Source organism: Chromobacterium subtsugae, assembly GCF_001676875.1.
Classification (GTDB): Bacteria; Pseudomonadota; Gammaproteobacteria; order Burkholderiales; family Chromobacteriaceae; genus Chromobacterium; species Chromobacterium subtsugae.
In genome coordinates, this window is the sequence record NZ_JYKA01000019.1 from 15,955 (window position 1) to 35,213 (window position 19,259).

Genomic DNA, 19,259 nt, shown 5'->3' on the forward strand with positions numbered 1-19,259 from the left:
GTGAACATGACGGGTAAACTGATTCTGCTGGCTGCTTTGACGGCCAGCGCCGCGCCGGTCCAGGCGCTGGACCTGCATGGCTTCCAGCCGGATGAGATCGCGGTGTGGGCCGCGCCGGTGGAAGGCGGCAGCCCGGTGGCCGAATACCGCGCCGACCAGGCGGTGAATCCGGCCTCCACCATGAAGCTGCTCACCGGCTGGGCGGCGCTGAACCAATTGGGGCCGGACTACCGCTGGAAGACGGCGCTGCTGTCCGAAGCGCCGGTGCGGGGCGACACGCTGAAAGGCGATTTGTATTGGCTGGGAGGCGGCGATCCGCGCTTCGACAACGGCAATCTGCTGAGCCTGCTGTACAGCCTGCGCCTGCGCGGCATCCGCCAGCTGGACGGCAGGCTGCTGCTGGACAAGCGCGCGTTCAGCCGGGTGGGCGGCGCCGACGACTTCGCCGGCGACGCCGGCAAGGCCTTCATGGTGAGCGCGGACAGCCACCTGACCAATCTGAAAGTCGCCTGGCTGACTTTCTACAACGACGACAAGGGCGCGCGGGTGGTGCTGGACCCGCCGCTGGCCGGCGTCAGCCTGCAGGCCGAGCTCAAGCCCGGCGGCGACGAGCCCTGCCCGGACGTGCGCCGTTTCGTCGCCATCCGCAACGATGGCCGCCATGTCGGCGTGCAAGGCAGCGTGCCGGCGGCCTGCGACGGCGCTCGCGCCTTCGTCAGCGTGCTGGAGCACGATGACTTCGCTGGCCAGGATTTCACCGCGCTGTGGCGGGCGCTGGGCGGCGTGGGGCCGCTGGCGGTGGGACTGGGGACGGCCCCGGCCGCCGCGCGCGAACTGGCGGTCTGGCAGTCGCAGCCGCTGACGGTGGCGCTGTCCGACACCAACAAGTACAGCAACAACACCATGGCGCGCACGCTGTTCCTGACGCTGGGCCGGGAGGCGGGCGGCGAGGACACCGCCGCCGCCGCCGAACGCGCGCTGCGCGGGCAATTGGCGCAGAAGGGCATAGCCGACGCCGGCGCGCTGGCGCTGGAGAACGGCTCCGGCCTGTCGCGGCGCGAGCGGGTAAGCGCCCGCCTGATGGGCGAGGTGCTGCTGGACGCCGCGCGCGGGCCTTACGCCGGCGAGTTTCTGGCCAGCCTGCCCATCGCCGGCGAGGACGGCACGCTGAAGAAGCGTTTCGCCGGCCTGGGGCCGCGGCTGCGCTTGAAAACCGGCACGCTGCGCGACGTGAGGGCGGTGGCTGGCTACTGGCTAGCGGCGGATGGGCGCCAGCTGGCGATCGTCGCCATCGTCAACAGCCCGCGCGCGCCGGAGATGGCCAAGGCGCTGGACGCGGTGGTGGCCGACGTGGTCGGCGCTTTCGACGCGGCGGCGCGATCCAGCGCAAACCGCTGAGCGCCAGACTCAGGCTATAATCGACCCCGACAGACCCCATCAGGCGAGGAATATGAAACCGGTTACCATGTACACCACCGCGGTATGCCCGTACTGCGTGCGCGCCAAGCAGTTGCTGGCGAGCAAGGGCGTGAGCGGCATCCAGGAAATCCGCATTGATCTGGACCCGGAGCAGCGCGACAAGATGATGGCCATCACCGGCCGCCGCACCGTGCCGCAGATCTTCATCGGCGACACCCATGTCGGCGGCTGCGACGACCTGGTCGCGCTCAACCACGCCGGCAAGCTGGACACGCTGCTGGCCGACTGAAACCGGGGCGGGCCGCGCCGGTTGGCCGCCGCCGGCTTTCATGCGATGATGCCCGCCGCTGTATCCAAACAATTCAACCGTCATCCAGGCGGTTATTAGCGAGAAAGAATCATGAGCGAACAACAAGAGCTGCAACCGGCGTTTTCCATCGAGAAAATCTACGTAAAAGACCTGTCGCTGGAGGTGCCGAACGCGCCGCAGGTATTCCTGGAGCAGGCTCAGCCGGAAATCGACATGCAGCTGGCCAGCGCCGGCCAGCAACTGGACGATGGCTTCTACGAAGTGACCCTGACCGTCACCGTGACCGCCAAGCTGCCGGAAAAAACCATGTTCCTGTGCGAAGTCGCCCAATCCGGCATCTTCCAGATCCGCAACGTGCCGGGCGAAGACCTGGATCCGATCCTGGGCGTGGCTTGCCCGAACATTCTGTTCCCGTACGCCCGCGAAGCGGTGTCCAGCGTGGTGAACCGCGCCGGCTTCCCGCCGGTGCTGCTGGCGCCGATCAACTTCGAAGCCCTGTACATGCAGCAGCGTGCGCAGCAGGCTGAAGCCGGCAACGCCTGAGGCATCGCATGAAGCGCCTCGTCATTACGCTGCTGTTGGCCCTGGGCGTTGCCCAGGCCGCCCAGGCCCTGGAATTCCGCTCGGTCAAGGAAACCGGCGTCGCACTGTACGAGGCGCCGGCGCTGTCCGCGAAGAAGCTGTTCGTGGTCAGCCGCTATTACCCGGTGGAAGTGCTGCAGAGCCAGAAGGAATGGGCGCGCGTGCGCGACGCCACCGGCGGCATCGCCTGGATTCCGGCCGCGGCGCTGTCCAAGCAGCGCTGGCTGCTGGTGGTGTCGACTCAGGCCGGCGTGCGCGACAAGGCCGGCGAAGACGGCAAGCTGCTGTTCACCGTGCCCAAGGATGGCGTGCTGGAGCTGATGGAAGCGCCGCAGGCCGGCTGGGCCAAGGTGCGCCACCGCGACGGCAGCGTCGGCTATGCTCGTATTACCGATTTGTGGGGTTTATAAGGGCCTGGCATGAAACTGGCGATATTGGGAGCCGGCGCCTGGGGAACCGCGCTGGCGATAGCTTTTGCCCGTCACCATCAGGTGACGCTGTGGGCGCGCGACGCCGGCCAGGCGGCGCAGATGGGCGAGGAGCGCGTCAATCGGCGTTATCTGCCCGACTGTCCGTTTCCCGAAGGCTTGGCGTTGACCGCCGATCTGGCGGCCGCGCTGCAGGACGCGGAGCTGGCGCTGATCGTCACGCCGATGGCCGGCCTGCGGCCCACGCTGAAGGCGTTGAAGGCCTTGAAGTCGCTGCCGCCGGTGTTGTGGGCCTGCAAGGGCTTTGAGGCCGGTTCCAGCCTGCTGCCGCACCAGGTGGTGGCGGAGGAGTTGCCGGCCGACCATCGCTGCGGCGTGCTGTCCGGCCCCAGCTTCGCCCGCGAAGTGGCGCAGGGCCTGCCGGCCGCGGTGACCATCGCGTCGGACGACGCCGAGTTCGCCGCCCGCGTGGCGCGCGAGCTGCACAGCCCGCTGCTGCGCCTGTACGCCAACGACGACCTGGTGGGCGTCGAGGTGGGCGGCGCGGTGAAGAACGTGATGGCGATCGCCACCGGCGTCGCCGACGGCCTGGATTTCGGCCTGAACGCCCGCGCGGCGTTGATCACCCGCGGCCTGGCCGAGATCAGCCGGCTGGGCGTCGCCCTGGGCGCCAGCCCGCAAACCATGATGGGCTTGTCCGGCATGGGCGACTTGATCCTCACCTGCACCGGCGCCTTGTCGCGCAATCGCCAGGTGGGCCTGAAACTGGCCGAGGGCAAGCCGCTGGAACAGGCGCTGCGCGAGCTGGGCCATGTCGCCGAAGGGGTGGCCACCGCCCGCGAAGTGCTGACCATGGCCGAGCGTCTGGAAGTGGACATGCCCATCACCGCCGCGGTGTGCGGCCTGCTTTACCAGGGCAACGACCCGCAGCAGGTGGTGGCCGGCCTGCTGGGCCGCTCGCCCAAATCCGAATCCGGCGCGATGCTGGATTGATCCCTCCCGCGGCGACGGCGCGCCGCCGCCGCGGAACATCCTGTCTTTCCCGTTTGCTTCATGCGCCTGCCTGGCCCGCTGCCGGGCCGCTCAAGGCTGGCCGCCCGGCCACACCACGTCCTGGTCCACCGCGTACAGCGAGCAGGGGCTGGGGCTATGGTTCTGGCAGAAGCCCAGCGCCCGGCCGGCGGCGTCGCCGCCGTGGGCATAGCCCCAATGGCCGTCCGGGCTGATGGCGAAGGCGCGCGGAAAGGGGCTGGACAGAAAGCGGGCGTAAGCGTCGCGCCTGTCCTCGGGCTTCAGATAGGGAATGCGTTCGCTGTCGTTCAGTGCGGCGAAGCCGCTGGGCGCCGGCCGCGGCGGGATGTCGGGTTGGCGAAAGCCCAGGCTGCCCAGATAGGCCTCCAGCAGCGGCATCCAGATGTCCGGACCGTCGGCGAACAGCAGGTGGCCGTTGTCGCCGAAGGCCGGCAGCAGCCGGTAGTCCAGCCGGGCGCCCGCCTCGCGGTAGGCGCGCGCCCATTCCTGCGTGTATTCCGGGCCGAAGAAGTGGTCATTGCGGGTGTAGACCCACAGCATCGGCGTGCGGGACTGCGCGCCGAACTCGGCGAACAGCCGCCGCAGCTGGGGCTCGGCGCAGGGGATGCCGGGATGGCTGGCCGGGTCGCCGCCGGCGCCGCCGGCGAAATTGATGGCCGCCATCACGCCAGGAGGGTTTTCGGCGGCGGCGGCCACCGTGCTGATGCCGCCGACCGATTGACCCAGCAGTAGCATGCGCTGGCTGTCCACTTCGTCGAGGCGGCGGCCGTAGTCTAGCGCGGCCAGGATTTCGCTCACGGCGGGGCGCAGCGAGTCGGCATAGTCCTTGTCGCGGCAGGGGCCGGAGTCTTCCGGATCCGCTCCGCCGGCGCTGGCGCCGTAGCCTTGCCGGGTCGGCACGATCACCACGAAGCCTTTGCGCACGAAATAGCGGGCGGCGTCCAGCATGCGCACCCGGGATGGACGGGCGCGCTCCGCCGGGGTCGTGGCGCGGCCGTGGCTGAGCACCGCCAGCGGGTGGGGGCCGGGGCCGGACGGATGGTAGACGGTGATGGTCATGGCGTGGATGCCGCCGGGCAGGCGCACCGGCAATTGCAGCACTTCTTCGCCCAGATCGCGCGCCAGCGTTTCATCGGCGCGGACGCCGCCGGCCAGGACAAGGGCCAGCAGGGCCGGCAGAATGGGAAGTTTCATCGAGGCCGCTTTCCAACGGAGGTGGTCGCAAGCGGAGCCGCCCGCGGCGCGGCCGACAGCCTCGATGCTTCAGGCCTCAGCGGCGCAGCGGCCCCAGTCCCAATGCGTAACGGATCGCCCCGCGCTTGAGCGGGCCGGCCTTGTCGGCCAGCCGCAGCCCCAGGCCGCGCAGCAGCCTGAGCGGGGCGATGTCGTTGGAGAAACCATAGCAGAAGGCGTCCATGCCCGCCTGCATCGCCAGATTGGCCGGCTTGCGGGCGCGGGTGTAGCGGGCCAGCGTGGCGGCGCCGGCCCAGTCCTCGCCTTGGCCGCGGGCGGACAGGATGACGTCGGCCAGCGCGGCGGCGTCCTGGAAGCCCAGGTTGACGCCTTGCCCTGCCAGTGGGTGGATGGTGTGGGCGGCATCGCCGGCCAGCGCCACGCCGTCGCGGACATAGCGCTGGGCATGGCGGCGGGTGAGCGGGAAGCTGCCGCGCGCCGCGATGCGGACGATGCCGGGCAGCTTGCGCGGAAAGGCCTGGGCGACGGCGGCGATCAATTCCGCCTCCGGGAGCGCGAGCAGGCGCTTCACTTCCTCCGGGCGGTGATACCACACCAGCGAGGCAGCGTCGCCGCACAGCGGCAGGAAGGCTTGCGGGCCGTCCGGCGTGAAGCGCTGCCAGGTGATGTCCTGCTGGCCGCCATCGGTTCGGCAGGCCAGCACCAGCGCGTGCATCGGGTAGTCCCAGCCGGTGACGCCGATGCCGGCCGCCTCGCGCACCAGCGAGCGCGCGCCGTCGGCGGCGACGACCAGCCGCGCCTGCAGTTGGCTGCCGTCGCTCAGCGTCAGTTGCGTGGCCTGCGGGCGGTAGACGATGCCGCTCACCGCCGCCGGGCAGCGGTAGTCGACATCGCCCTTGTCCCGCAGCGCCGCGGTGGCGGCCAGCTGCGCCACGCGGTTTTCCACGATATGGCCCAATTGTTCGACATCGGCCTCGGCGGCGTCGAACAAGGCGGCGCGGTTTTCCTCCCCCTCCCACACCTGCATGCGGCGGTAAGGCGCGGCGCGCATCGCCAGCACCTTGTCCCAGGCGCCTATCCCGGCCAGGAAGCGCGCCGACGCCGGGCTGATGGCCGACACGCGCAGGTCGGGGTCTTGCTCCGGGTCGAAGGGCGCCGGCGCTTCGCGCTCCAGCACGCAGATCGATAGGCCGTTGCCGGCCAGCGCCGCCGCCAGCGCGCTGCCGACCATGCCGCCGCCGACGATGACGATGTCGCGGTGTTCCATTGAGTTCTCCTTGTCAGGCCGGGCCAGCGCCGGCGCGAATGGCCGTCATTCTGACGATGGCGCCGCCGCGCCGCCTTGGCCTGGATCAAGGCTGTTCTCCAGCAGCGCGCGCATCCGCGGCACCACGTGCTGGATGAAGGCCTCGTATTTGCGCGGCAACGGATGGCGGTAAGGGTAGACCAGGAATACCGGCCAGCAGTCGTGGCTCCAGCCCGGCAGCACCGGCGCCAGCCGGCCGGACTTCAGGTGCTCGGCCGCTACGTAGGGGGGCAGCAGGGCGATGCCGCTGCCGGCGATGGCGCCGGACAGCAGCGGCGCGTACTGGTGGCTGGACAGCACCGGCTGCACCCGGATCAGTTTTTGCGCGCCGTCCTTTTCCAGCAGCCATTCCGGCGCGTCGCGCAGCTTGGGGCGGCTGGTGTCCAGCAGGATGCGGTGGTGGATCAGGTCGTCCGGCGCTTCCAGCGGCGGCGCCTTGGCCAGATAGTCCGGCGAGGCGAACGCCCATTCGCGCACGAAGCCCAGCGGTTTGGCCACCAGCGCGTCGTCATGGACGTTGCGGGTGCGGATGCAGAAGTCCAGGCCTTCCGCTATCGGGTCCTGCAGCCGGTTCTCAACTTGCAGCTTCAACTGCAGGCCGGGGTGCAGCACCGCCAGCTCGGCCAGTATGGGCGCCAGCAGGTATTGGGCGAAGGAGGTGATGGAGCTGATCACCAGCGGACCGCTGACTTCGCCCTCGGTTTCGTTGACATCCAGGCGGGCCCGCTCCAGCAGACCGCGCAATTCGCGCGCGTGCGCGGCCAGCCGCTGCCCGGCCTCGGTGAGCGCCACGCGGCGGGTGTTGCGCAGCACCAGCACGCTGCCCAGGTCTTTTTCCAGCGCTTTCACCAGTTGGCTGACCCGGCTCTTGGTGCAGTCCAATTCTTCGGCGGCCGCAGTGAAGCTGCCGCGCCGCACCAGCGCGTCGAAGGCCAGCATCGCCTGGGCATCGGGTAGGTGATTTGTTCTCATTTCATGAACAGTGTGTCATGACGAATGGGCTTTTTCAATAAAACCAGCGTGTATACGATATGCCTCATGATGAATGATTGAACAGTGGAGGCGAAAATGAGCACGTTGCTGATCATGCTCAGACAGTGGCGGGATTGGTGGTGGCAGGGCATGGCCATCCATGCCCGGCATGTCTGCCGGGATGAGATGGAAGCGCTGCAGCGCATCCGCAACCTTATGGAGGGAAGGCGATGAGTCGGGAGGAAACGAGGGCGGTGGTGCTGGGTTTTTTGCAGGAGGTGCGTTCGGGCGTCAATCCTGACGCCGTCAGCCGCTATATGGCGACCAGCGTCGCCGCGCATCAGCTGGAGTCGGAAAATCCGCGCACCCTGGCGCGCAGCCCGGCCAATTACGCCGAGCACGTGCGCGAATTCAAGCGCCTGTTCGGCGATTTCCAGCTGCGGATAGACGAACTGCTGGTGGATGGCGACCGCGCCTATGCGCGCTGGACCCAGCTTGGCCGCCATTTGGGCGAGCTGGACGGCCATGCGGCCAGCGGCAGGCCGCTGGCATTGGTGGATAGCGCTTGCTATCGGGTGGCGGACGGCAAGATCGTCGAGTACTGGATACAGGCCGACCGCATGGGGCTGGCGCGGCAATTGGAATGACGCGGCGTTCGACAGCCGCCGTCTTCTTCTGAAACAATGTCTGCCGCATAGGGCCGCGCAGACGGCCCGCCAACCGCATCGGGAGACATCTTGCCTTATCTCGCCCTGACGCTGGCCATGTTCCTGTGGTCCAGCGCCTTCATCGTGCTCAAATACGTATTCCAGTTCTATCATCCGCTGGCGGTGCTGTTCGCCCGCATGCTGATCGCCAGCCTGTGCCTGCTGCCGCTGGCGATGAGCGGCCGCATCCGCTGGCGCTACCGCCGCGGGGACTGGCGCTGGTTGTTGGCGATGGGGCTGGCCGAACCCTGCCTGTATTTCCTGTTCGAAGCCAATGCCTTGACCTATACCAGCGCGTCGCAGGCCGGAGTGATCACCGCCACGCTGCCGATGCTGATGGCGGTCGGCGCCAGCCTGTTCCTCGGCGAGCGCCAGCCGCGCCAGGTATGGTTGGGCATCGCGCTGTCTTTCGCCGGCGTGATCTGGCTGAGCATGGACAGCCGCTCCGGTCCGGGCGCGCCGGACCCGCTGCTGGGCAACGCGCTGGAGTTTTGCGCGATGGTGTGCGCCTGCGGCTATGTGCTGATCGCCAAGCGGCTGTCGACGCGCTACTCGCCGCTGGCCATCACCGGCATTCAGGCGCTGGCCGGCAGCGCCTGGTTCGGTTTGGCGATGCTGACGCCATGGGGGCAATGGCCGCAGCGGCTGCTGCTGGCGCCGAGCTTGTGGGTGCTGTACCTGGGCGCGGTCATCACGCTGGGCGCTTACGGCCTCTATACCTGGGCGGTGTCGCGGATTCCAGTGGCTCGGGCAGGCGCCTTCAACAATCTGATCCCGGTTTTTACCGTCCTGCTGGCCTGGTGGCTGTTGGGAGAGCGCTTCGAGGCCTGGCAGGGTCTGGCCGGCGTGCTGGTGTTCGCCGGGGTGTGGCTGAGCCAGCGCAAGCAGGCTTGAGCCGGCGCATGCCGACTGGTGCCTTTTCCGGCTATAGTCGATGATGCAGAATAGAATGAATATTTCCTTTGATGACCTTAAGGACTCGAGCATGAACTCTCGGCATATCAGATCGTGCATGGCGTTGCCGCTGCTGCTGGCGTTGCAGTCTGCATGGGCGGACGATGCGCCGGGAGCGCCGGAACCGCAGGTGCAGCAGGTGATCAAGCTGCCGTTGCGGCCGGGCAAGCCGGCGCAGGCGCCGGATGGCGCCGCGGCCGCGCCGCCGCAGTCGGCGTCGCCATCCGGCGCGAATTCGCCCAAGCCGGGCAAGCCCGCGGAGGCTGGCAAAAAGATGGATGCGGGCAAGGGCGGCGCCAAGGCTGACGTCCAGGCGGCGCCGGAGAAAATGGCGCCGTCGGTGCCGATGGGCAAACCGCCGGCGCGCGACCTGAGCCAGCCCAGTCCGGAAGTGACGGCGCCGGGAGGCAGGCCGCACGCCGCCCGCAAGGCGCGCGCCAAGGCCAGGCATCCGGCGCGCGCGGCGGCGACGGTCGCGGCAGGGGAGGCCGGCCAGGTGAAAAGCGTGGTGGGCAGCATATTGAAGGCCAACGGCGCCTATATCGCCAAGCATTCGCCGGGCTATCTCGCCAAGCTGGGCGGCCGCCAGACGCCGCGCGCCACGGTGGTGACCTGCTCCAATCCGGGCGGCCAGGTGGGCATGCTGGGCGGCGACGCCGACGGCGAACTGTTCGTGATCAGCAATCTGGGCAACCAGCTGGCCACCTCCGAGGGCTCGGTGGAGTACGGCGTCCGCCATCTGCACACGCCGCTGCTGATGTTCATCAGCCATACCGGCTGCGGCGCGATCAAAACCGCCGCCGGCGATTACAGCAATATGGAGCCGGCCATCCAGCGCGAGCTCGACAATATCGAAATTCCCAAGGGCATCGACGCAACCAACGGCGCGCTGATCAACATCAACAACCAGGTGGAAGGCTCCATCCTCAAGTTTTCCGGCGAGGTGGAGGCCGGCCGGCTGGCGGTGCTGGGCGGTTATTACGACTACAACAACGATCTGAAGCAGGGCCGCGGCCGGCTGGTGATCACCAATATCAACGGCGAGACCGATCCGGCGCGCATCCGCGAGCTGACCCGCAGCGGCCAGTATTTCAAGTACGGCTTCATGGGCCGGTAGCATCGTCGTTACAGATGTTTTGACCAGGACATTTTGCGGAGCGCCTAAACGGCGCTCTTTTTGTTGGCGAAGCGGCAATTGTTTGGCTAGGCGCAAAAACGAATATCCGAAAACAGACTAGCATGGTGGTGAGTCTGGCGAGGCTGGGGCAAAAAGCTTGAAAAGCCCCAAGTTTTATAAGGTTATCTGAGCCGCCTTGTAATGGCCGCGCTACACAAGCTTGAATGGCGTCCGCGCCGTTTGCGCGTCGGCAGCTGGTTTTTCTGCCAATTTTTTCGTTTTCGAAAATAAACAGCTGAAAACGAATAAATAGATGCCCGGCAATTTCATTTGGTTTCTGGAGAGACACTATGGCCGTTAGCAATCAAATCGAACTCGACGCCCTGGTGGCACGCGTCAAGAAGGCGCAGCAGGCCTTCGCGCAGTTCACGCAAGAGCAGGTCGACCACATTTTCCGCAGCGCCGCGCTGGTAGCCGCCGACGCACGCATCCCGCTGGCGCGGATGGCCGTGGCCGAAACCGGCATGGGCGTGATGGAAGACAAGGTGATCAAGAACCACTTCGCTTCCGAATACATCTACAACAAGTACAAGGACGAGAAGACTTGCGGCGTGCTGTCCGAGGATGACACTTTCGGCACCATCACCATCGCCGAACCGATAGGCGTGCTGTGCGGCATCGTGCCCACCACCAACCCGACCTCCACCGCCATCTTCAAGGCGCTGATCTCGCTGAAAACCCGCAACGGCATCATCTTCTCGCCGCATCCGCGCGCGCGCCGCTCCACTTGCGAAGCCGCCCGCCTGGTGCTGGAAGCCGCCGTCGCCGCCGGTGCGCCGCAAGACATCATAGGTTGGATAGACGAGCCGTCCGTCGCGCTGTCCAACCAGCTGATGCACCACCCCGACGTCAACCTGATCCTGGCCACCGGCGGCCCGGGCATGGTGAAGGCGGCTTACTCTTCCGGCAAGCCGGCCATCGGCGTCGGCGCTGGCAACACGCCGGCGGTGATAGACGAAACCGCCGACATCAAGCGCGCCGTGGCCTCCATCCTGATGTCCAAGACCTTCGACAACGGCGTGGTGTGCGCGTCCGAACAGTCGGTCATCATCGTCGATGAAATCTACGACGCGGTGCGCGAACGCTTCTCCAGGCACGGCGGCTACATTCTGTCCAAGAGCGAAGCCGAGGCGGTGCGCAAGGTGATCCTGCAGGACGGCAGCCTGAACGCCGCCATCGTCGGCCAGAGCGCGGCCAAGATCGCAGCGATGGCCGGCATCGAAGTGCCGCCGACCACCAAGGTGCTGATCGGCGAAGTGACGGAAGTGTCCGAAAACGAAGCCTTCGCCCACGAGAAGCTGTCGCCGACCCTGGCCATGTACCGCGCGAAGGATTTCCTCGACGCCTGCGACAAGGCGGCCGCGCTGGTGACCATGGGCGGCATCGGCCACACCTCGGCGCTGTACACCGATCAGGACCTGCAGGAAGAGCGCGTGCGCTACTTCGGCGACAAGATGAAGACCGCCCGCATCCTGATCAACACCCCGTCCTCGCAGGGCGGCATCGGCGACTTGTACAACTTCAGCCTGGCGCCGTCGCTGACGCTGGGTTGCGGCTCCTGGGGCGGCAACTCCATCTCCGAGAACGTCGGCCCCAAACACCTGATCAACAAGAAAACCGTCGCCAAGAGGGCCGAGAACATGCTGTGGCACAAGCTGCCGAAGTCCATCTACTTCCGCCGCGGCTCCCTGCCGGTGGCGCTGGAAGACCTGGCCGGCAAGAAACGCTGCCTGATCGTCACCGGCCAGTATCTGTTCGAGAACGGCTTCGTCGACGAGCCTATCCGCCTGTTGAAGAAGATGGGCCTGGAAGTGGAAACCTTCTTCGAGGTGCCGGCTGATCCGACGCTGGCGGTGGTGCGCAAGGGCACCGATCTGGCCCACGCCTTCAAGCCGGACGTGATCATGGCGATAGGCGGCGGCTCGCCGATGGACGCGGCCAAGATCATGTGGGTGATGTACGAGCATCCGGAAGTGCATTTCGCCGACCTGGCGCTGCGCTTCATGGACATCCGCAAGCGCATCTACCAGTTCCCGAAACTGGGCCAAAAAGCCATGATGGTGGCGGTGCCGACGACTTCCGGCACCGGTTCCGAAGTGACTCCGTTCGCGGTGGTGACCGATGAAGTGACCGGCGTGAAGTATCCGATCGCCGACTACGAATTGACGCCGAACATGGCCATCGTCGACGCCAATCTGGTGATGGACATGCCCAAGTCGCTGACCGCTTTCGGCGGCATCGACGCGGTGACCCACGCGCTGGAAGCGTATGTGTCGGTGATGGCCAACGAGTACTCCGATCCGCAGGCGCTGCAAGCCTTGAAGCTGCTGAAGGAATACCTGCCGTCGTCCTACCAGAACGGCGCCAAGGACCCGAAAGCGCGCGAGCAGGTGCACAATGCCGCCACCATCGCCGGCATCGCCTTCGCCAACGCTTTCCTGGGCGTCTGCCACTCGATGGCGCACAAGATCGGCGCCGAGTTCGGCTTGGCGCACGGCCTGGCCAATGCGCTGCTGATCAGCAACGTGATCCGCTACAACGCCGCCGATGTGCCGACCAAGCAAACCGCCTTCAGCCAGTACGACCGGCCGAAGAGCGTGGCGCGCTACGCCGAAATCGCCCGCCACCTGGGCCTGGAAGCCAGCCGCGACCACGAAAGGGTGGAAAAGTTGATCGAGTGGGTGGATGAGCTGAAGAAGACCTTGGGCATCCCGGCGTCGATCCAGGCCGCCGGCGTGGCCGAATCGGACTTCCTGGCCAAGGTGGATGAACTGGCCGAAGCCGCCTTCGACGACCAGTGCACCGGCGCCAATCCGCGCTATCCGCTGATCAGCGAGCTGAAGCAGCTGCTGCTGGACAGCTTCTACGGCCGGCCGTACAAGGAAGCCTGGGAGCGCGAGGAAGATGCCGCGGAAGCCAAGCCGGCCAAGGGCAAGAGCAAAGCCAAGGCCTGACCGCCGCGCGGAATGCCGCATCAGCCAAGCCCGGACGCGAGTCCGGGCTTTTTTGCGTCCGCCGCTTAGGCATGCGCGTCATTTCTATTGACGCTTATGGCGAGTGGTTTGAATTTTTATGCGCTTGAAAATGTTGAATCAAGGTTTTAATGTGCTCAAATATTCATATTGATATGAATATATGTAAAATGCTTTGTCATTAACCGGTAAGAAAACAGCAAAACGGCAACCGGGATTTCCACGCTTACACAAGGAGCATTGCATGCCAGGAGAACAACAGACCCTGCACCGCGGGCTGGAGGAGAGGCATATCAACCTGATGGCGCTGGGCGCGACGATAGGCGTCGGCCTGTTCCTGGGGTCGGCCACCGCGATCAAGATGGCCGGCCCGGCCATCATGCTGGCCTACGGCATCGGCGGCCTGGCCATTTTCATGATCATGCGCGCGCTGGGCGAAATGGCCATCCACAATCCGGTGGCCGGCTCGTTCAGCCGCTACGCGCAAGACTACCTCGGCCCCTTGGCCGGCTACCTCACCGGCTGGAACTACTGGTTCCTGTGGCTGGTGACCTGCATGGCGGAAATCACCGCCGTCGGCGTCTACATGGGCATCTGGTTTCCGGACGTGCCGTCCTGGTACTGGGTGCTGGCGGCGATGCTGGCGATGGGCGGCGTCAACCTGATCGCGGTGAAGGCCTATGGCGAATTCGAGTTCTGGTTCGCGCTGATCAAGATCGTCACCATCGTGCTGATGATAGCCGGCGGCTTCGCCATGATTATTTTCGGCTTCGGCAATCACGGCGTCGCCACCGGCATCGCCAATCTGTGGGCGCACGGCGGCTTCATGCCGCATGGCTTCTCCGGCGTGCTGATGTCCTTGCAGATGGTGATGTTCGCCTACCTGGGCGTGGAAATGCTGGGCCTGACCGCCGGCGAGGCCAAGAATCCGAAAAAGGCGCTGGCGCGCGCGGTGGATTCGGTGTTCTGGCGCATTCTGATCTTCTACATCGGCGCCTTGTTCGTGATCCTGTCCATTTACCCGTGGAACGAGCTGGGCACCCGCGGCAGCCCCTTCGTGATGACTTTCGAGAGCCTGGGCATTCCGGCCGCCGCCGGCATCATCAACTTCGTGGTGCTGACCGCCGCGCTGTCCTCGTGCAATAGCGGCATCTACAGCACCGGCCGCATGCTGTTCAACCTGGCCGAGCAGAAACAGGCGCTGCCGCTGTTCGCCAAGGTTTCGAAAAGCGGGGTGCCGCTGCCGGCGCTGCTGCTGTCCATCGCCGCGCTGCTGTTGGGCGTGCTGCTGAACTACCTGGCGCCGAAGGAGGTGTTCACCTGGCTGACCGCCATCTCGACCTTCGGCGCGGTGTGGACCTGGCTGATCATCCTGCTGGCGCAGCTGCGCTTCCGCCGTTCGCTGTCGGCCGAGCAACTGGCCGGCATCAGTCACCGCATGCCGCTGTGGCCGTACGGCTCCTACCTGACGCTGGGCTTCCTGGCGCTGGTGATAGCCCTGATGGCCTACTTCCCGGACACCCGCGTGGCGCTGATCGTCGGCCCCGGCTGGCTGGTGTTCCTGGTGGCGGTGTACTACTTGCTGGGCTACCACAAGCAGGATGCCGCCTGGCGGCTGGCGCAGCAGGGGCGCTAGCTTCAGGCTTGCCGCGCGCAACCCGCCGTTTGGCGGGTTTTGTCATTTCAGACGACGCCGTTGGCTTCGCGCAGAAAGTCTATCAACACTCTGAGCCTGGCCGGCAGGCGGCGCTGCTGCGGGTAGAACAGGTACAGCGCCTCGGCCGGCGGCAGGTAGGACTCCAGCACCGGCAGCAGCCGGCCGGCGGTGATGTCATCCCTCACCAGCGTTTCGGCCAGGTAGGCGATGCCGATGCCGCCGCGCGCGCCCAGCAGCCGGGCCTGGTTGTCGTTGGTGAGCAGCGGGCCGCGCAGCGCCAGCTGGCGCGGCTGGCCGTCCTCGACGAACTGCCAGCGGTACTGCGGCCCGCTGGCGCCGAAGCGGTAGCCTATGCAGGCGTGCCGCAACAGATCATCCGGCCTTTGCGGCGCGCCATGGCGCGCCAGGTATTCGGGCGTGGCCACCGCGACGAAGCGGAGCGGGCGGCTGATCTGCGCCGCCTGCATGCCGGGTTGCAAGCGGTCGCTGAAGCGGATGCCGGCGTCGAAGCGCTGGCCGACGATGTCGACCAGGCCGTCGCTGATGTCCAGCTCCAGCGCCACGGCCGGATGGCGGCGCTGAAAGCCGACCAGATGGGGATAGAGCGCGATTTGCGCCGCGCTGTGCGGCAGCGTCAGCCGCAGCGTGCCGGCGGGCTGGCCCTGCAGCTGGCGCGCATCCTCCAGCGCCTGGCGGATTTGCTCCAGCGCCGGCGCCAGCCGCTCCAGCAGCGCGTCGCCGGCCTCGGTCGGCGCGACTTGGCGGGTGGTGCGGATCAGCAGCGGCACGCCCAGCTCCGCCTCCAGCTGGCGCATGGTCTGGCTCAAGGCGGAAGCGGTGACACCCAGTTCGGCGGCGGCTTGGGTGAAGCTGCGTAGGCGGGCGATCAGGGCGAAAGCTTGCAGGGCATCGTGCTGGGGACGCGACATTGTTAAGCTCAGCTACATAATGTTTGTCATTTTGGCCCATTTATCGGCGGCTGGCCATCCCTTATGCTGATGTCACTTTCCACTTCAGGAGCGATGGCGATGCAAAAACGCACTCTGGGCCGCAATGGCCCGCAGGTTTCCGCGCTGGGCCTCGGCTGCATGGGCATGAGCGCTTTTTACGGCCCGCATGACGACGCCGAGTCGCTGGCGACGCTGGACGCGGCGCTGGATCTGGGCGTCAATTTTCTCGATACCGCCGATATGTACGGCCCGCACACGAATGAGCGGCTGTTGGCCAAACTGCTGGCCCGCCGCCGCGGCGAGGTGGTGCTGGCCACCAAGTTCGGCATCGTGCTGGACCCGGCCGATCCGATGAAGCGCGGCGTCAACGGCCGGCCGGAATACGTCCGCGCCAGCTGCGAAGGCAGCCTGCAGCGGCTGGGCGTCGATCATATCGACCTTTACTACCAGCATCGCATCGATCCCGCGGTGCCGATCGAGGAAACCGTCGGCGCGATGGCCGACCTGGTGCGCGCCGGCAAGGTGCGCTATCTGGGCTTGTCCGAAGCCTCGCCCGCCACGCTGCGGCGCGCGGCCGCCGTCCATCCCATCCACGCGCTGCAGAGCGAATATTCGCTGTGGACGCGGGATCCGGAAGACGGCGCGCTGGCGGCTTGCCGCGAAGTGGGCGCCAGCTTGGTCGCCTACAGCCCGCTGGGGCGCGGATTTTTGACCGGCGCCATCCAGAGCCCGGATGATTTCGCGCCTGACGATTTCCGCCGCCACAACCCACGTTTCCAGGGCGAAAACTTCCAGCGCAACCTCGACCTGGTGGCCAAGGTGAAAGCGCTGGCCGCCGACAAGGGCTGCAGCCCGGCGCAGCTGGCGTTAGCCTGGCTGCTGGCGCAGGGCGAGGACATCGTCGCGATTCCCGGCGCGCGCAAACAGGCCAATCTGCGCGACAACCTGGGAGCCTTGTCTGTCAGCCTGGATGGCGGCGAGCGGGATGCGCTGGCGGCGGTGTTCGCCGACGGCGGGGCCAGCGGCGCGCGCTACGCGCCGGACGTCATGCAGTTGATCGACCGCTGAGCGCGCCGGCCGCTTGCGCGTGGCGCTCAGCGGCCGGGCAGCTTGGGCAGCTCGTGCATCGGGATGGCGCGGGGTTTGCCGGTTTGCGGGTCGAAGCGCGGCAGCGGCTGGGGGCGCTCCCAGGGCGCGCGCGGCGGCTGGCCGGGCAGCGCCTGCGGTTGCCGGTTTTCCATCCGCTGCAGCATTTCCTGCTGTTGGCGCGGCGTCAGCTGGAGCGGGGCGTCCAGATCGCGCAGCTGCAGCGCGGGCTGGACTTGCAGCGGCTTGGCCGGCGCGGCCATATTGATGCGCGGCGCCGCCGCCGGCTTGGCCTGCAGCGCGAAATCATAGGAAGGCAAGGTCTTGGCTGCCAGCGGCGCGCTGCAAAACGCCATGGGCAGCAGGAAATGGCGAAAGCGCATAAGGATTCCTGCGGCGCCGGCCAAGGCGGCCGGACGATGGTTTGGGAAGAAAAGCTGGCTGGCGCGGCCGATTAAGAGGGGCCGCGTGGCTGGCAAGGGCCGGCGCGGCGCTAGCCGCGCGCAAGCGCCTGAAGAGATGGATATTTTATCCAATATGCGGCAGCCTGGGCAAGCCGGCTGGCCGCGGGCGGCGTTGCGGCGACGCCACTAGGCCTGTTTTTTCATGCGCAAGGCATCATTCAACGCCATGCGGGACGGCGGCGATCTGCTATGGTGTCTGCGATTCCATGGCCGACAATCCCGCGGCGCCGTGGCGGGCCGAGCCCGCTGGCGCGGCGGCAGCGCTGCACCCGACCTCCATGTCAAACCAAACCATACAAAACATACAAAGCATTCTGGATTTCAAGGCGACCTTGCTCAGCACCACCGGCTACACCGTCATGCTGACGGGCGTGGCGGTGTTGTTCTGGTTATACAACCGGAAGGAGCGCGCGCTGCTGACTCTGGGCATGGGCGGCGCGTTTGCCGTGTGTGGAACCCTGCTGGCCTACCTGCCGCCGATTTTGCCGCCCTGGCCGATGCTGATGCTCGACACCCTGTTGCTGCTGCTGTTCCACCCGCTGGCGTTGATCGCCACGCAGCAGATGTTAGGCCGCTCCGGCAGTTGGGGATACGCCGCCTTGTCGGTGGCGCTGGTGATGGCGGCGTTCGCGTACTGGGGCGGGGTGGAGAACTATGGCCGCCGGGTGATGGTGACTTCCGGCTCGCATTTGTTGTACTGGGGGCTGATTTTCCGCTTGCTGCTGCAGGAGAGGAAGCAGGGGACGCCGGCCGGCCACCGGTTGGCGATGGGCTTGGCCGCGGTGATGCTGACGATTTCGGCCAGTCGCTGGAGCGTGGCCTGCTATGCCGGCGATCCGGATTTTGGCCGGCATTGGTCGATGTTCAACCTCTTCAGCAGCCTTGGATTGTTCTGGTGCACGTTCTGCTTCAGCCTCAACATGCTGCTGATCAGTTACGAGCGCCTGCTGCTGCAGGTCCGGCTGCAGGCCCAGCAAGACGGGCTGACTCGGTTGTACAACCACCGCGCCTTCCATGAGAAGGCCGAAGGCCTGTTCCTGCGCGCGCTGGAGAAGCGCGCTGAATTGGCATTATTGCTGATAGACCTGGATCATTTCAAAAGCATCAACGACCGCCACGGCCATCAGGCCGGCGACGAAGTGCTGCGCCAGCTGGCCGACTGCCTGCGCGGAGAGGCGCGGCATGGCGACCTGCTGGGCCGGCACGGCGGCGAGGAGTTCGTGGTGCTGCTGCCGCAGACCGGCCGGATCGACGCCTACAATACCGCCGACCGGCTGCGCGGCGCCATCGCCAACCTGGCGCCCCAGGTGAATGGCCAGCCGCTGCGCATCAGCGCCAGCATAGGGGTGGCCTGCCTGCGTCCCAGCGAACATTCCAACCTGGCCAGCTTGTTTCTGGAGGCCGATGTGCTGCTGTACCAGGCCAAGCACAAGGGCCGCAACCGGGTGGAAATCGAGCGCGAGCGGGTGGTTGAACCGCTTTAGCCCAGGAGCTCGGCCTCATCATGGGCATCGCGCAGATAGACCGGTAGATCGGTGGCCGGCGGCAGGGCGGGAATCTGGTACAGCATGTCGGCGACGAAGCCGCGATGGTAGTTCTTGTGGTTGACGATGTGCAGCAGCATGTCGCCGCGGCGCATGCTGCCCCTGCCGCCGTCGACGAAGGCGAAATCCACCACCTGGTCGTGGGCTGCCGGGTCCAGCGCGTCGGCGTAATCGATATACCAGCGGTCCAGCTCGGCCTGATCGACGGCCAGTTCGGCGAGGCTGGGCGTGCGCTCGGTGTTGCGGCTGGCGTAGCCGTGCGCGCGTCCCTGCAGATGGGCCTGCCAGATGCGGTCCACCACCAGATTATGGTTGAGGGTGCTGAGTATGTTGCCGAAGACGGTGGCGCGCGGTTTGAGCAATTCGGTTTCCGGCAGCGCGGCCAGCGCGCCCAGCAGGCGCTGGTTGGCCCAGGCGCTGTAGCGGACCAGCATGCGGATATTGCGTAGCGGCATGGCGATGGCGGGGCGGGATAGTGATATGTCAAGTGTATGGATGATGACTG

At 66.5% G+C, this 19,259-nt stretch carries 19 protein-coding genes; 13 read left to right on the forward strand and 6 right to left on the reverse strand.

The annotated features are described in order from the left end of the window. The first annotated feature begins 6 nt into the window (after positions 1–6). From dacB to MY55_RS18155, 5 genes are all read left to right on the forward strand, one after another. Positions 7–1,398 (forward strand): D-alanyl-D-alanine carboxypeptidase/D-alanyl-D-alanine endopeptidase, encoded by a 1,392-nt coding sequence (gene dacB / locus MY55_RS18135; protein ID WP_065202863.1) that lies wholly within the window; start codon positions 7–9, stop codon positions 1,396–1,398. A 52-nt stretch (positions 1,399–1,450) separates the two neighbouring features. Next, the gene (gene grxC, locus MY55_RS18140) at positions 1,451–1,708 is read left to right on the forward strand and encodes a glutaredoxin 3 (RefSeq protein WP_043580863.1); all 258 of its coding nucleotides are present in this window, start codon (positions 1,451–1,453) and stop codon (positions 1,706–1,708) included. Positions 1,709–1,819: 111 nt separating this feature from the next. After that, a complete protein-coding gene (gene secB, locus MY55_RS18145) occupies positions 1,820–2,272 on the forward strand; it encodes a protein-export chaperone SecB (protein WP_043580861.1) in 453 nt (150 codons plus the stop codon). An 8-nt stretch (positions 2,273–2,280) separates the two neighbouring features. Beyond that, positions 2,281–2,721 (forward strand): SH3 domain-containing protein, encoded by a 441-nt coding sequence (locus MY55_RS18150; RefSeq protein WP_043580858.1) that lies wholly within the window; start codon positions 2,281–2,283, stop codon positions 2,719–2,721. Positions 2,722–2,730: 9 nt separating this feature from the next. Then, on the forward strand, positions 2,731–3,732 hold the full coding sequence (locus MY55_RS18155) for an NAD(P)H-dependent glycerol-3-phosphate dehydrogenase (protein ID WP_043580856.1): 1,002 nt from the start codon (positions 2,731–2,733) through the stop codon (positions 3,730–3,732). 90 nt (positions 3,733–3,822) lie between these two features. Here MY55_RS18155 and MY55_RS22865 read toward each other — a convergent pair whose 3' ends face one another. The 3 genes from MY55_RS22865 to MY55_RS18170 form a co-directional block, all read right to left on the reverse strand. Continuing rightward, complete coding sequence (locus tag MY55_RS22865) at positions 3,823–4,965, reverse strand: alpha/beta hydrolase family protein (protein WP_065202847.1); 1,143 nt, start codon at positions 4,963–4,965, stop codon at positions 3,823–3,825. Positions 4,966–5,041: 76 nt separating this feature from the next. Continuing rightward, positions 5,042–6,232 carry an FAD-dependent oxidoreductase gene (locus MY55_RS18165; protein ID WP_065202848.1) on the reverse strand — a complete coding sequence of 397 codons (1,191 nt, stop codon included), beginning with the start codon at positions 6,230–6,232 and terminating at the stop codon, positions 5,042–5,044. A 45-nt stretch (positions 6,233–6,277) separates the two neighbouring features. Continuing rightward, entirely contained in the window at positions 6,278–7,243 is a 966-nt protein-coding gene (locus MY55_RS18170) for a LysR family transcriptional regulator (RefSeq protein WP_065202849.1), read from the reverse strand. A gap of 96 nt (positions 7,244–7,339) precedes the next feature. Between MY55_RS18170 and MY55_RS23820 the strand changes: the two genes are divergently transcribed. The 6 genes from MY55_RS23820 (at position 7,340) to MY55_RS18195 (ending at position 14,689) form a co-directional block, all read left to right on the forward strand. After that, positions 7,340–7,477 (forward strand): hypothetical protein, encoded by a 138-nt coding sequence (locus MY55_RS23820; RefSeq protein ID WP_155294755.1) that lies wholly within the window; start codon positions 7,340–7,342, stop codon positions 7,475–7,477. Continuing rightward, the gene (locus tag MY55_RS18175) at positions 7,474–7,890 is read left to right on the forward strand and encodes an ester cyclase (protein ID WP_043580849.1); all 417 of its coding nucleotides are present in this window, start codon (positions 7,474–7,476) and stop codon (positions 7,888–7,890) included. The genes MY55_RS23820 and MY55_RS18175 overlap by 4 nt, the downstream gene beginning before the upstream one ends. A gap of 90 nt (positions 7,891–7,980) precedes the next feature. Beyond that, positions 7,981–8,844 carry a DMT family transporter gene (locus tag MY55_RS18180; RefSeq protein WP_236686469.1) on the forward strand — a complete coding sequence of 288 codons (864 nt, stop codon included), beginning with the start codon at positions 7,981–7,983 and terminating at the stop codon, positions 8,842–8,844. Between the two features lie 118 nt (positions 8,845–8,962). Continuing rightward, positions 8,963–10,021: a carbonic anhydrase gene (locus tag MY55_RS18185; RefSeq protein ID WP_052878118.1), complete on the forward strand. Its 1,059-nt coding sequence runs from the start codon at positions 8,963–8,965 to the stop codon at positions 10,019–10,021. Between the two features lie 350 nt (positions 10,022–10,371). Continuing rightward, positions 10,372–13,035: a bifunctional acetaldehyde-CoA/alcohol dehydrogenase gene (gene adhE / locus MY55_RS18190; protein WP_047248929.1), complete on the forward strand. Its 2,664-nt coding sequence runs from the start codon at positions 10,372–10,374 to the stop codon at positions 13,033–13,035. A gap of 262 nt (positions 13,036–13,297) precedes the next feature. Continuing rightward, positions 13,298–14,689 carry an amino acid permease gene (locus MY55_RS18195; RefSeq protein ID WP_043580841.1) on the forward strand — a complete coding sequence of 464 codons (1,392 nt, stop codon included), beginning with the start codon at positions 13,298–13,300 and terminating at the stop codon, positions 14,687–14,689. A 47-nt stretch (positions 14,690–14,736) separates the two neighbouring features. Here the strand turns inward: MY55_RS18195 and MY55_RS18200 are convergent, their stop codons facing one another. Next, positions 14,737–15,639 (reverse strand): LysR family transcriptional regulator, encoded by a 903-nt coding sequence (locus MY55_RS18200; protein ID WP_065202850.1) that lies wholly within the window; start codon positions 15,637–15,639, stop codon positions 14,737–14,739. Positions 15,640–15,738: 99 nt separating this feature from the next. On the opposite strand from MY55_RS18200, the gene MY55_RS18205 reads away from it, so the two are divergent. Further along, complete coding sequence (locus MY55_RS18205) at positions 15,739–16,728, forward strand: aldo/keto reductase (protein WP_043580837.1); 990 nt, start codon at positions 15,739–15,741, stop codon at positions 16,726–16,728. A gap of 26 nt (positions 16,729–16,754) precedes the next feature. Here the strand turns inward: MY55_RS18205 and MY55_RS18210 are convergent, their stop codons facing one another. Beyond that, the gene (locus tag MY55_RS18210; protein WP_047238109.1) at positions 16,755–17,129 is read right to left on the reverse strand and encodes a hypothetical protein; all 375 of its coding nucleotides are present in this window, start codon (positions 17,127–17,129) and stop codon (positions 16,755–16,757) included. Between the two features lie 287 nt (positions 17,130–17,416). Here MY55_RS18210 and MY55_RS18215 point away from each other — a divergent pair, with 287 nt between their 5' ends. After that, a complete protein-coding gene (locus MY55_RS18215) occupies positions 17,417–18,694 on the forward strand; it encodes a sensor domain-containing diguanylate cyclase (RefSeq protein WP_052258431.1) in 1,278 nt (425 codons plus the stop codon). Here the strand turns inward: MY55_RS18215 and MY55_RS18220 are convergent. Continuing rightward, entirely contained in the window at positions 18,691–19,188 is a 498-nt protein-coding gene (locus tag MY55_RS18220; RefSeq protein ID WP_081284756.1) for a DinB family protein, read from the reverse strand. The genes MY55_RS18215 and MY55_RS18220 overlap by 4 nt on opposite strands. Positions 19,189–19,259: the final 71 nt, after the last annotated feature.

Coding starts and splice junctions, on each gene's coding strand:
- dacB (WP_065202863.1), top strand. CDS start 7: ATGACGGGTAAACTGATTCTGCTGGCTGCTTTGACGGCCAGCGCCGCG.
- grxC (WP_043580863.1), top strand. CDS start 1,451: ATGAAACCGGTTACCATGTACACCACCGCGGTATGCCCGTACTGCGTG.
- secB (WP_043580861.1), top strand. CDS start 1,820: ATGAGCGAACAACAAGAGCTGCAACCGGCGTTTTCCATCGAGAAAATC.
- MY55_RS18150 (WP_043580858.1), top strand. CDS start 2,281: ATGAAGCGCCTCGTCATTACGCTGCTGTTGGCCCTGGGCGTTGCCCAG.
- MY55_RS18155 (WP_043580856.1), top strand. CDS start 2,731: ATGAAACTGGCGATATTGGGAGCCGGCGCCTGGGGAACCGCGCTGGCG.
- MY55_RS22865 (WP_065202847.1), bottom strand. CDS start 4,965: ATGAAACTTCCCATTCTGCCGGCCCTGCTGGCCCTTGTCCTGGCCGGC.
- MY55_RS18165 (WP_065202848.1), bottom strand. CDS start 6,232: ATGGAACACCGCGACATCGTCATCGTCGGCGGCGGCATGGTCGGCAGC.
- MY55_RS18170 (WP_065202849.1), bottom strand. CDS start 7,243: ATGAGAACAAATCACCTACCCGATGCCCAGGCGATGCTGGCCTTCGAC.
- MY55_RS23820 (WP_155294755.1), top strand. CDS start 7,340: ATGAGCACGTTGCTGATCATGCTCAGACAGTGGCGGGATTGGTGGTGG.
- MY55_RS18175 (WP_043580849.1), top strand. CDS start 7,474: ATGAGTCGGGAGGAAACGAGGGCGGTGGTGCTGGGTTTTTTGCAGGAG.
- MY55_RS18185 (WP_052878118.1), top strand. CDS start 8,963: ATGGCGTTGCCGCTGCTGCTGGCGTTGCAGTCTGCATGGGCGGACGAT.
- adhE (WP_047248929.1), top strand. CDS start 10,372: ATGGCCGTTAGCAATCAAATCGAACTCGACGCCCTGGTGGCACGCGTC.
- MY55_RS18195 (WP_043580841.1), top strand. CDS start 13,298: ATGCCAGGAGAACAACAGACCCTGCACCGCGGGCTGGAGGAGAGGCAT.
- MY55_RS18200 (WP_065202850.1), bottom strand. CDS start 15,639: ATGTCGCGTCCCCAGCACGATGCCCTGCAAGCTTTCGCCCTGATCGCC.
- MY55_RS18205 (WP_043580837.1), top strand. CDS start 15,739: ATGCAAAAACGCACTCTGGGCCGCAATGGCCCGCAGGTTTCCGCGCTG.
- MY55_RS18210 (WP_047238109.1), bottom strand. CDS start 17,129: ATGCGCTTTCGCCATTTCCTGCTGCCCATGGCGTTTTGCAGCGCGCCG.
- MY55_RS18215 (WP_052258431.1), top strand. CDS start 17,417: ATGGCCGACAATCCCGCGGCGCCGTGGCGGGCCGAGCCCGCTGGCGCG.
- MY55_RS18220 (WP_081284756.1), bottom strand. CDS start 19,188: ATGCTGGTCCGCTACAGCGCCTGGGCCAACCAGCGCCTGCTGGGCGCG.